The organism is Alsobacter ponti, assembly GCF_024294805.1.
Taxonomy (GTDB): domain Bacteria; phylum Pseudomonadota; class Alphaproteobacteria; order Rhizobiales; family Beijerinckiaceae; genus Alsobacter; species Alsobacter ponti.
Genome location: NZ_JANCLU010000033.1, coordinates 22,198 through 33,545 on the forward strand (window position 1 = coordinate 22,198; position 11,348 = coordinate 33,545).

Sequence of the window (11,348 nt, forward strand, 5' to 3'; positions counted from 1 at the left end):
CCGGAGCTTCCATGTCTCTGTCGATGTACCAGGCCTCTGTCCCCGTGTTCCTGCGCGGGCTCGACAACCTCTCCGCCATCGTCGCCAAGGCGGCCGAGCACGCCGCGGCGCGCAAGGTGGATCCCGCCGTGCTGCTGGGCTGCCGGCTCTATCCGGACATGTTCCCGCTGTCGCGGCAGATCCAGCTCGTCACCGACTTCGCCAAGGGTACGACGGCGCGTCTGGCCGGCATCGAGCCTCCCAAGTACGAGGACGTCGAGACGACCGTCGAGCAACTCCAGGCGCGGATCGCGAAGACGCGCGACTTCGTCGCCGGCTTCTCCGCCGCCCAGGTCGACGGCAGCGAGGACCGCGAGGTGACGCTGACGATCGGCGGCCAGCCGCGCGTCTACAAGGGGCAGGACTACCTGCTGAACTTCGCGCTGCCGAACTTCTATTTCCATGCCGCGACGGCCTACGGAATCCTGCGCCACAACGGCGTCGAGCTGGGCAAGCGCGACTTCGTCGGCCGTTCCTGACCGTCGCGAAAAGCGAGGCTGATCAAGGGCTTGCTCTCAGCGCGTGAAGGCGAAGAAGGGCGACGACAGGGCCGGGCCGGCGAACTGTTCCAGGCCCGGCGCGCGGCGCGGCTTCTTCTTCTTCTTCGGCCTGGGCTTCTCCTGTGGGTCGGGGGCCGCCTCGGCCAGCCGGGCGTGGGACTTCCCGGGCTCCGGCGCGTAGACCGGCGGCTTGGCCGGCTCGGTGGTCACGACCACGTCGGGCGGCGGGCCGAAGGGGGAGTCCAGGATGACCCTGACCGTCCGCTTCTCCGTCTCCGCGGGGGCCGGCGCGATGGCGGGGACCTGGGGAGCCGGGGCCTCGCGGGCCTCGGCGGCGGTCACCAGCCCCGCTCCCGCGAGCCCCGTACCCGCCTGCGGGGCCGGGGTCTCCGACCCGCCGGACGTCCGTTGGGCGGCCGGCAGCAAAGCGAGCGCGGCGAGGACGGGAGCGACGATCAGCGCGGCCGCGCCCATGTGCAACTTGGCCGGTCTCATCGGTGCAGCCTCCGGTTATCGATTCGCCCAAACAACACGCGAAAGGCGAGGCCGTTCCCACACGGCCGCGCTGTCGCCGGATCGAGTTCCGAAGGCCTCTGACTCCAAACGGAGACGGCGGTCTTCGCCGCCGAATTCGACGCCGAAATCCGCCGCGATCGGATTTTCGGGCTCGGACCGGCCTGAAACCGGAACTTCCATCCGAACAACAGTGCCGAACGCGCGCCGAACATCCGCGCCGCCCGCCAGCGGAACCTTGCGGGTCACGTGATCTTGCATGGATGCAACTTTGACGGCCGGGCGTTCGGCGTGATGATGCCGGCCGAATGACGCCGCCCGCGCGGACACCCGCGCGCCGACCGGAGGCTCCATGCTCCCGACCCTGATGCGCCCGACCCCGCTTGCTCCCCTGACCCGCCGCCTTTTTGCGGCGGCGCTCGCCGTTGCGCTGTTCGGCGCCTGGCCGATGGCGGCGGGCTTCGCCCAGCAGCGCCCCGCGCCGCAGGAGCGGCAGGACGGCGAGCGCGGGCGCGGGCAGGAGGGCGAGGCCGCCCGCCCGGCCCAGCCGGACGCCCGCAAGCTGCCGGCCGAGTCGACCACCCGCCACACGCTGGATATCGGCGGCAAGCCGCTCGCCTTCACCGCGACGCTCGGCGTGGTGCCGCTGTTCGACGGGGAGGGCGGGCCGCTGATCGCCGAGATCGGCTTCGTCGCCTATCGGCTGGAGGGCGGCGACGCCGGCCGGCCGCTCACCTTCCTGTTCAACGGCGGGCCGGGGGCGGCCTCGGCCTATCTCAATCTCGGCGCGGTCGGGCCGTGGCGCGTCGACCTGTCGCGGCCGGCCCCGTCCGCCTCGCCGCTCGCGGCGCCCAACGCGGAGAGCTGGCTGCCCTTCACCGACATGGTGTTCCTCGATCCGGTCGGCACCGGCTACAGCTGGACGACGCTGCGCGGCGACGACGCGCGCCGGCGCTTCTGGTCGGTCGATTCCGACATCTCGGTGCTGGCCGTCGCCATCCGCAAATGGGTCGAGAAGGAGGGACGCCAGCTCTCGCCCAAGTTCCTCGTCGGCGAGAGCTATGGCGGCTTCCGCGTTCCCAAGCTGGCGCGCGCCCTGCAGGGCGAGCAGGGGGTGGGCGTGCGCGGGCTGGTGATGGTGTCGCCGGTGCTCGATTTCGGCTGGCGCTTCCAGAACCGCCACACGCCGCTGCGCTGGGCGGGCGAGCTGCCGTCGATGGCGGCGGCGTCGCGCGAGGCGCGCGGCCTGCAGGGGCGCGAGACGCTGGCCGACGTCGAGGCCTACGCCTCGGGCGAGTTCGTCGCCGACTTCCTCAAGGGCCCGCGCGACGAGGCGGCGGTGGGGCGCATCGCCGCCAGGGTCGCCGGCTTCACCGGCCTCGACGAGGCGCTGCTGCGCCGGCTCGGCGGGCGGCTCGACAGCCGCACCTTCCTGCGCGAGCGGACGCGCGGCGAGCAGAAGATCGGCAGCGCCTACGACGCGCTGGTGCTGGGCTACGACCCCGAGCCGACCTCCCCGGTTCCGCATGGCGACGACCCGGTGCTCGACGCCACCGAGGCGCCGCTGACGGCGGCGGCGACGGAGCTCTACCGCAAGCTCGGCTGGCGCATCGACAGGCCCTATCGCCTGCTCAACCGGGAAGTCGGCAATCAGTGGATGTGGGGCGGCCGGCGCGCCGCGCCCGAGGCGCTGGGCGACCTGCGCGAGGCGCTGGCGCTCGATCCCAACATGCGGGCGCTGGTGGCCCACGGCGCCACCGATCTCGTCACGCCCTATTTCGAGAGCAAGCTGCTGCTCGACCAGTTGCCCGCTTTGGGCGACCCGGCCCGCTACCCGCTCGCCGTCTATCCCGGCGGCCACATGTTCTATGACCGCCCCGACTCCCGCGCCGCCTTCCGCGACGACGCCGAGCGCCTCTACAAGGCGGCGCTGGCGGGGGCAGAGCGCTAAGGGCGGCGCTGTCGCTTCACCGGGCCGGGGATTGGCGGGCCGGACGCCGGCGCCTGAAGGGGCGGACGCCAGTCCGCCCGTTCCCGGAACCCCGCAGCGATAGCGGAGGGGTGTCCGGGATCCAGCGCATGGATGATGCCGCGCAGCGGCGCTCCATGGAAAAGGCCATCAGGACGCGCTGACGCGCGGCATATTGCGCTGGGCCCCGGCTCCGGTTCCGCTGTCGCTGCACCGGGCCGGGGACGGGCCCTAAGCCGCCGGGGCGGGCTTCTGGTGGCCGATGGCGGATTGGGCGGCGGCGGCGAGGTCGTTGGGGTCGAAGTGCTCGCCGCCCGAGACGCGGACGGTGGGGAAGGCGAACTGGATGCCGCTCTCCTGGAAGGCCTGCTTCAGCATGGCGTAGGCCTTGCGGCGGATGACGAATTGCTCGCCCGGCCGCGTCATCATCTTGAGGCGCAGCTGGATGGCGTAGTCGCCCATCTGCTCGACGCCCTGCATTTTCAGGGGCTCGAGGATGTTGGCGCTGAACTCGGGATCGGCCGCCAGCGTCTGCCCGATCTTCTTGACGATCTTGCGCGCCTTCTCGAGGTCGGTGTCGTAGGTGACGCCGATGGTGAACTTGTCGATCACCCAGTCGCGGCTGAGGTTCTGCACCGCGCCCAGCTCGCCGAACGGCACGGTGGAGATCGGCCCGCGATGGTGGCGCAGCTTCACGGAGCGGATGGAGAACGACTCCACCGTGCCCCGGTGACTGCCGGCCTGGATGTACTCGCCGACGCGGAAGGCGTCGTCGAGCAGGTAGAACACGCCGGAGATGATGTCCTTCACCAGCGTCTGCGCGCCGAAGCCGATGGCGATGCCGACGACGCCGGCGCCGGCCAGCAGCGGGCCGATCTGGATGCCGAGGGAATCGAGCACGGTGAGCACCGTGATCGCGCCGATGATGACGAGCAGGAAGTTGCGCAGGATCGGCAGCAGCGTGCGCAGGCGCTGGCGGCGGCGCGCCTCCGGGGAGTCGTCGTGCAGGGGGAGGGCGGGGTCGTCGTCGAGCCGTCCGTCGATCACGGCGCGGATCAGCCGCCAGGCGAGGTCGGCCACCAGCACGATGATGACGATGCGCACCAGCGCCCGCACCACGCGGGTGAACCCCGTCTCGCCCATGGCGATGTCGTTGAGGTCGACGCCCCAGGCGCGCGCCAGCACGAGCGCGCCGCCGATGACCAGCAGCAGGCGGATGGCGCGCTCCACCAGCACCGCCCAGGTGATGACGGCGGAATCCTGCGGCTGGCCGGGCTCGTTGAGCCGCACGACGTTGCGCACGCCGCCGCGCACCAGATTGGCGAGCAGCGGCACGATGGTGAACACGGCGAGCGTGGCGAAAAGGCTCCACAGCTCCATCGCCGCGAACACCCACATCAGCACGAAGTCGACGGTGAGCACCACGGCGAGGATGCGGCTCACGGGCGGCTCGTCCCGCATCGCCTGGCGCTGCCACAGCGCCGTGATGAGCAGGCCGATCACCACCGCCCGCCAGCCCATCAGGATGACGTCGCGGGTGATCGCCGGCAGCGCGATGATGCGCAGCACGCTGATCGCCGCCGCGCCGATGGCGATGGTGGAGACGATGATGAGAAGCCAGCGATACCAGAACACCGCCCGCCGCGTGGTGAGCGGCAGCACGCGGAAATAGTCGTGGCGCGCGCCGGGCGCGATGAGCACGCGCCCCACCGCGTTGGCGAAGCCGATGGCGACGGTGACGCCGAGCAGGCTGAGCACGATCTCGCGGAACACGGGCGGCCACGGGAACAGCAGGAACGCGCCGAGGCTGCCCATCAGGAAGGCGCTCAGCACGTACACCGCCACGGTGAGCCGCATGCCGAACAGCCGCACGCGCTGGCCCGGCGTCTCGCCCGGAGCGTTCATGATGCGCGTCAGCAGGCCGCGCGCCGACCACCAGGCGAGCTGGCGCGCCAGGAAGCCGCCGCCCGCGAAGACGACGAAGGCGAGCGCCATCCAGCGCAAATGCAGCCGGTTGCCCATGGCGACGAAGAGATGGAAGGCGGCCGAGATGTCCTCCGGCACGCGCGGCGCGGCCATCACCAGGGAGCTCGCCCGGTCGCGCAGCCTGTCCAGCCCCTGGCCGGCCAGCGTGCTCATCTCCGCCGCGGCGGCCGGCAGCGGCGCGCTCGTGGCCGGTTGCGACGCGGCGGCGGCGGGAGTCGCGGCGGCGGAAGACGTGGCCGGCGCGGCGGCGGCCTCGGCGGGCTTGCCGTCGGTCCCCGCGGGCGGGGCCGCCGACGGCGCCGGCGTGGCGACCGCCCCGCCGCCGATCTTCGGCATCAGCTGCTCGGTGACGAATCCCCGTCCGGCCTCGGTGTTGGGCACCTCGATGATGACGCGGATCGGCGGGGCGGACGACGCCGGCGCGGAAGGCGCGACTTGCGCAGCCGGCGCGGGTTCGGCCGCCTGCGCGCCCGGGAACAGCGACAGCAGGCCGCCATGCTGCGCCCGCGCCGGGGCGAGGCCGAGCGGGACCGCCGCCAGGAAGGCCATGGCGGCCGTGACGGCGAGGGCGGCGCGGCGAAGGCGTGTCGAGCGGGTCATGTTGCACCGGGTCCGCGTCGGCTCCCCGGCAAGCGGAGCCTGGGCGGGCGTTGGGGTTGCGCCCCGATGTACGCCGTCCCGGCCCGTTCGGAAAGCCGCTCGCGAGAAGTTAATCGGCTCGCGGCCGGCCTTCCAGCGCGCGCCGGGCCGGCTCGGACAGGTCGGGGGAGAGCCACGACACCGCGCGCCAAGGCCCGAGCTCGTTGACGCCGCCCTCGCCCACCGTCCAGCCCATGCGCGTGTAGAAGGCGAGCGCGTTGAGGTTGCCGGACTGGCATTTCAGCCAGCCCCACGACCCGAACTGGCGTTCGGCGTGGCGCAGCAGCGCCGCCCCGATGCCGCGCCGGTGCATCGCGGGGTCGACGAACAGCAGGTGGATGAAGTGGTCCGGCGTCCAGATGGACAGGAAGCCCCGCACCTCGCCGGCCTCCTCGGCCACGAACACGGCTTCGCCGCGCGAGTCGCGCGCGAACTCGTCGTCCGTGAACATGTCGGGCGGGCACCACGAGAACGCCACCCGGCGCGCCTCGACATAGATGCGGGCGCAGGCCGGCGCGTCGGCCGGCCGGAACGGGCGGATCGTGAGGGTCTCGCTCATCGCCGTCGACGATTCCAGCCCCGCCACGGCGCGTCAACATCGCGCACCCGGCCCGGCGCAATGCGACCATGCAGGAGAACATGGGGAAGCGGTCGACGAAGCAGCCGGCGCAAGTTATTCCTCGATGTCGGCAACCCCCGACGCAAGCGCTCGCGACAGAGGGGGAATCCCCAACAGGCGAGGTGACGCGGGTGTCGAGGGAACAGCCTGCCGTGGCGATGGAGCCCGAGCGGCGCGCGTCGACGTTGAAAGGCATCGCCTTCGCGCTCGGCGCCTATTTCTTCTTCGCCACCTCCGACGCCCTGATGAAGGCCGTGGTGGGCGCCTACTCCACCTTCCAGCTCATCCCCATGCAGGTCGCCTTCGCCATCATCCCGGTGATGGCGATGGTGCTGCGCGACGGCGGCTTCCGCCTGCCGCGAAACGGCAATCTCGGGCTGGTGGCGCTGCGCGGCGCGCTGTCGGGGCTGGGCGCGATCTTCGGCCTCTACGCCTTCCGCCATCTGCCGCTGGCCGACGTCTACGCGCTGGCCTTCTGCGCGCCGCTGCTCGTCACCGTCATGGCCATCCCGATCCTCGGCGAGAAGGTGGGCGCGCGCCGCTGGGCGGCGGCGACGGTCGGCTTCGTCGGCGTGCTGGTGATGGTGCGCCCCGGCTTCCAGGAGCTGTCGCTGGGCCATGGGGCGGCGCTGCTGACGGCGTTCTCCGGCGCGGCGACGCTGCTGATCATGCGCCATTTGCGCGGCATCGAGTCCGCCTCCACCATGGCGAGCGCGGTGATGCTGGGGCTGCTGGCGGTGAGCCTGCCGGTCGTGCCCTTCGTGTGGCGCGCGCCCGCGCTGGCCGATGTCGGCGCGCTGGCGCTGTCGGGGCTGCTGATGGGATCGGCGCAGTTCCTGATGCTGCGCGCGCTCAGCCACGCCTCGGCGGCGGCGGTGGCGCCGATGCAGTACACGATGATGGTGTGGGGCGTGCTCTACGGCATGTTCGTGTTCGGCAACCCGCTGAACGTGTGGGTGGTGGCCGGCTGCGCCATCGTAATGGCGTCGAGCCTCTACACCATGCACCGCGAGCGCAAGCTCGGCATCGCCCGGCGCGCCGCCGAGCAGGCGCAGCCGCGCCCGTGACGAAAAACCCGCGCCCCGGGAATGGGGCGCGGGCGAGAGCGGGCGAGGGTCGTGGAATTTTGGGGCGGCGCGCCTCAGGGGGTGCGCGCCATGTGGGCCTCCTGCTGGTCCAGCACCGCCTCCGGCTCGTCGGCCTCCAGGTCGGTCTCGGACGTCAGCACGTGGTTCAGCCGCGCCGTGTCCAGCTCGCCGCACCACTTGGCGACGACCAGCGTGGCGACGCCGTTGCCGACCAGGTTGGTGAGGGCGCGCGCCTCCGACATGAAGCGGTCGATGCCCAGGATCAGCGCCAGGCCGGCCACCGGCACGTTGCCCACCGCCGACAGCGTCGCCGCCAGCACGATGAAGCCCGAGCCGGTGACGCCCGCCGCGCCCTTCGAGGTCAGCAGCAGCACGACCAGCAGGGTGAGCTGGTGGCCGATGTCGAGCGGGGTGTCGGTGGCCTGGGCGATGAACACCGCCGCCAGCGTGAGGTAGATCGAGGTGCCGTCGAGGTTGAACGAATAGCCCGTGGGGATGACGAGGCCGACCACGGACTTGTCCGCGCCGGCGTTCTCCATCTTGGCGATCATGCGCGGCAGCGCCGCCTCGGAGGACGAGGTGCCGAGCACGATCAGCAGCTCCTCCTTGATGTAGGCGACGAAGCGGAAGATCGAGAAGCCGTGCCACCAGGCGATGGCCCCCAGCACGCCGAACACGAACAGCAGGCAGGTGGCGTAGAACGTGCCCATCAGCCAGGCGAGCGAGGTCAGCGTGCCGATGCCGTACTTGCCGATGGTGAACGCCATCGCGCCGAACGCGCCGATCGGGGCCACCTTCATGATGATGCCGACGACGCCGAAGAAGACGTGCGAGGTCTTCTCGATGAAGTCGAACACCAGTGTGCCGCGCCCGCCGAACCGGTGCAGCGCGAAGCCGAACAGCACCGCGAAGAACAGCACCTGCAGGATCTCGCCCTTGGCGAAGGCGTCGACCACGGTGGAGGGGATGATGTTCATCAGGAAGTCGGCCGTGGAGCCGAGCGCGCCGGGCTTGGCGTAGCTCTCGACCGCCTTCATGTCGGCGGCGGAGGGGGCGGCGTGCATGCCCGCGCCGGGCTGCACCACGTTGACGATGATGAGGCCGATGATCAGCGACAGCGTGCTGACGATCTCGAAATAGAGCAGCGCCAGCGCGCCGGTCTTGCCGACCTTCTTCATGTCCTCCATGCCGGCGATGCCGATCACCACCGTGCAGAAGATGACCGGCGCGATGATCATCTTGATGAGCTTGATGAAAGCGTCGCCCAGCGGCTTCATCGCCTCGCCCGTGTGGGGGTAGAAATGCCCCAGCAGGATGCCGATGACGATGGCGGTGAGGACCTGGAAATAAAGGTGCGTCCAAATGGGTTTGCGGCCGGCCCTGACCGGCGCGGCGACCTCGGATGTGCTGGTCATGTCAAATCTCCCGCGGGGGTGAGCCGGAACGGCCGCCTCCCGCGCCCGCGCACCGGTAAAGCCAGGCCCGGCGCGCGTCGAGCGGAGAATCAGAGCGTTCCTGCCCGGAAGGGCGGATGTTCCGCCCTCCTCGCCACAGTACGACTCGAAAACCGGAAATGATCAAACGCGAAAGCGTCGCGGCCCGCCAAGCCCCGCGCCGGTCCCCGAACGCGGAAAGGGCCGCCCCTTGCGGGACGGCCCCCTCCGTTTCCATGCCGCGGCCCCTTGCGGACCGCGAGCCGAAGCTCCGGCGTCGCCTACGCGGCGCGGCCCTCGACGAGGGTCCAGGTCGCGAGCGCGGACGACCGCGGCTGAATCAGATGAGACACTGGATCACCTCCTTTCGTTGATTGCGGATGCCCGAGCATAGGGGCAAGCCGGCGCGGCTTTCAAGCGTCGTCTGCGCCCTGGGCGGGCGCGGCGGGCGGGCCGGCCTCGTCCGGGGAGGGCGCGCCCGACGGCGCGTCGCGCCGGGCCCGCTCGCGCGCCTTGCGGCGCTTCAGGTTCTCGCGCAGGGCCGCCGCCAGCCTCTGGCGGCGCGCCGTCTCGCTCTCGTTGCGTTCGCCCGTCATGCCCCTTGGTCCTTCGTCCCGCTCGACGGCGCGCCGCGCCGCCGCCATCCTGAAGCGCGGCCTTCAAACCGCCCGCTTCGTCCGCAATCACCCGGGTCGGCGACGCGGCCCGGTTCGTGCTAGTGTCGTCGTGGCCGGCGGTCCGGCCCCGCGCGGCGGCTTCGCCTCGCGTGTCTTCATTAACCGTGCGTGCGGCAGAATTCCTCTCATGGATTACCAACGTTTTTTCGCCGATGCTCTCGCCACACTCAAGGCCGAGCGGCGCTATCGCGTTTTCGCCGACATCGAACGTCAGGCCGGGCGCTTCCCCCACGCCGTGCGCCACACGCCGGCGGGCCCCGTCCCGGTGGTGATCTGGTGCTCCAACGACTATCTCGGCATGGGCCAGCACCCGGACGTGGTGGAGGCGATGGCGCAGACGGCCCGGCGCATGGGCGCGGGGGCGGGCGGCACGCGCAACATCTCCGGCACGCACCACCCCATCGTGGGGCTCGAGGCCGAGCTGGCCGACCTGCACCGCAAGCAGGCGGCGCTGGTCTTCACCTCCGGCTACGTGTCGAACGCCACCGGCATCGCCACCATCGCCAGGCTGCTGCCGGATTGCCTGATTCTGTCCGACAGCCTCAACCACGCCTCGATGATCGAGGGCGTGCGCTATTCCGGCGCGGCGCGCGCCGTGTTCCGCCACAACGACATGGCGCATCTGGAGGACCTGCTGCGCAACGCCGGGCGCGAGCGGCCGAAGCTGATCGTGTTCGAGAGCGTCTATTCGATGGACGGCGACATCGCCCCCATCGGCCGCGTCTGCGACCTCGCCGAGCGCTACGGCGCGATGACCTATATCGACGAGGTCCACGCGGTTGGCCTGTACGGCCCGCGCGGCGCGGGCGTGGCCGAGCGCGACGGCGAGATGGGCCGCATCGACGTCATCGAGGGCACGCTGGGCAAGGCCTTCGGCTGCGTCGGCGGCTACATCGCCTCCACCGAGGCGGTGGTGGACGCGGTGCGCTCGCACGCGCCGGGCTTCATCTTCACCACCACGCTGCCGCCCGCCGTGGCGGCCGCCGCGACGGCCTCGGTGCGCCACCTCAAGGCCTCGCAGGCCGAGCGCGAGGCGCAGCGCCGCCAGGTGGCGCGCACCAAGGCGGCGCTCGCCGCCGCCGGTCTGCCGGTGCTGGAGACGCCGACTCACATCGTGCCGCTGATGGTGCGCGACCCCGAGCTGGTGAAGGCGGCGTCGGACCGGCTGCTGGAGCGCCACGGCCTCTACATCCAGCCGATCAACTTCCCCACCGTGCCGCGCGGCACGGAGCGCCTGCGCATCACCCCGACGCCCTTCCACGACGACGCCCTGATCGCCGGCCTCGCCGACGCGCTGGTCGAGACCTGGACCCACCTCGGCCTCCCCTTCGAGCCCCAGGCCGCCGTCACCGCCGCCGAGTGAGGCGGCGGGGGGGAGGGCAGCCTTCGCTCACCCCCGTTCCAGGAGCCGTTGATTCGATGAAAAGGGCGGGCTCTCGCCCGCCCCGTTCCCGGAACCCCGCAGCGACAGCGCCAAGGGCGGACGCCAGTCCGCCCGTTCCCGGAACCCCGGAGCAACAGCGCCAAGGGCGGACGTCAGTCCGCCCGTTCCCGGAACCCCGCAGCGCCAGCGGAGGGGTGTCCGGGAGCCAGCGCATGGATGCTGCCGCGAAGCGGAGCTTCATGAGCCTTTTCGCAAGGACGCGCTGACGCGCGACATATCGCGCTAGGCCCCGGATGCGGTTCCGCTGTCGCTCCACCGCTCCGGGGACGGGCGGGCCGTGGGCCCGCAACGGCAAAGGCAGGCTCCGCCGCCTCCCGTTACCGGAACCCCGGAGCGCCAGCGCAAAAGGGCGGACGTCAGACCGCCCGTTCCCGGAACCCCGCAGCGACAGCGCAAAGGGCGGACGCCAGTCCGCCCGTCCCGTTCCCGGAACCCCGCAGC

9 protein-coding genes are annotated in these 11,348 nt (G+C 71.5%); 4 read left to right on the forward strand and 5 right to left on the reverse strand.

The window, feature by feature from the left end; genetic code table 11:
* Positions 1-11 precede the first annotated feature (11 nt).
* Positions 12-518, forward strand: a complete 507-nt coding sequence (locus NK718_RS21070) for a DUF1993 domain-containing protein (protein WP_254746425.1) — start codon at positions 12-14, stop codon at positions 516-518.
* Positions 519-554: 36 nt separating this feature from the next.
* On the opposite strand, the gene NK718_RS21075 is transcribed toward NK718_RS21070, so the two are convergent.
* Complete coding sequence (locus NK718_RS21075; protein WP_254746427.1) at positions 555-1,034, reverse strand: hypothetical protein; 480 nt, start codon at positions 1,032-1,034, stop codon at positions 555-557.
* 370 nt (positions 1,035-1,404) lie between these two features.
* On the opposite strand from NK718_RS21075, the gene NK718_RS21080 reads away from it, so the two are divergent.
* Positions 1,405-3,003: a S10 family peptidase gene (locus NK718_RS21080; RefSeq protein ID WP_254746429.1), complete on the forward strand. Its 1,599-nt coding sequence runs from the start codon at positions 1,405-1,407 to the stop codon at positions 3,001-3,003.
* Between the two features lie 249 nt (positions 3,004-3,252).
* Here NK718_RS21080 and NK718_RS21085 read toward each other — a convergent pair whose 3' ends face one another.
* Together NK718_RS21085 and NK718_RS21090 are read right to left on the reverse strand one after the other, a co-directional pair.
* The gene (locus NK718_RS21085) at positions 3,253-5,607 is read right to left on the reverse strand and encodes a mechanosensitive ion channel family protein (RefSeq protein ID WP_254746431.1); all 2,355 of its coding nucleotides are present in this window, start codon (positions 5,605-5,607) and stop codon (positions 3,253-3,255) included.
* A 109-nt stretch (positions 5,608-5,716) separates the two neighbouring features.
* The gene (locus tag NK718_RS21090) at positions 5,717-6,205 is read right to left on the reverse strand and encodes a GNAT family N-acetyltransferase (RefSeq protein WP_254746433.1); all 489 of its coding nucleotides are present in this window, start codon (positions 6,203-6,205) and stop codon (positions 5,717-5,719) included.
* Between the two features lie 191 nt (positions 6,206-6,396).
* On the opposite strand from NK718_RS21090, the gene NK718_RS21095 reads away from it, so the two are divergent.
* Positions 6,397-7,332, forward strand: a complete 936-nt coding sequence (locus NK718_RS21095) for a DMT family transporter (protein WP_254746435.1) — start codon at positions 6,397-6,399, stop codon at positions 7,330-7,332.
* Between the two features lie 74 nt (positions 7,333-7,406).
* On the opposite strand, the gene NK718_RS21100 is transcribed toward NK718_RS21095, so the two are convergent.
* Both NK718_RS21100 and NK718_RS21105 read right to left on the reverse strand, forming a co-directional pair.
* Complete coding sequence (locus NK718_RS21100) at positions 7,407-8,768, reverse strand: dicarboxylate/amino acid:cation symporter (protein WP_254746437.1); 1,362 nt, start codon at positions 8,766-8,768, stop codon at positions 7,407-7,409.
* A gap of 431 nt (positions 8,769-9,199) precedes the next feature.
* Positions 9,200-9,382 (reverse strand): hypothetical protein, encoded by a 183-nt coding sequence (locus NK718_RS21105; protein WP_254746439.1) that lies wholly within the window; start codon positions 9,380-9,382, stop codon positions 9,200-9,202.
* 208 nt (positions 9,383-9,590) lie between these two features.
* Between NK718_RS21105 and hemA the strand changes: the two genes are divergently transcribed.
* The gene (gene hemA / locus NK718_RS21110) at positions 9,591-10,826 is read left to right on the forward strand and encodes a 5-aminolevulinate synthase (protein WP_254746441.1); all 1,236 of its coding nucleotides are present in this window, start codon (positions 9,591-9,593) and stop codon (positions 10,824-10,826) included.
* Positions 10,827-11,348 lie beyond the last annotated feature (522 nt).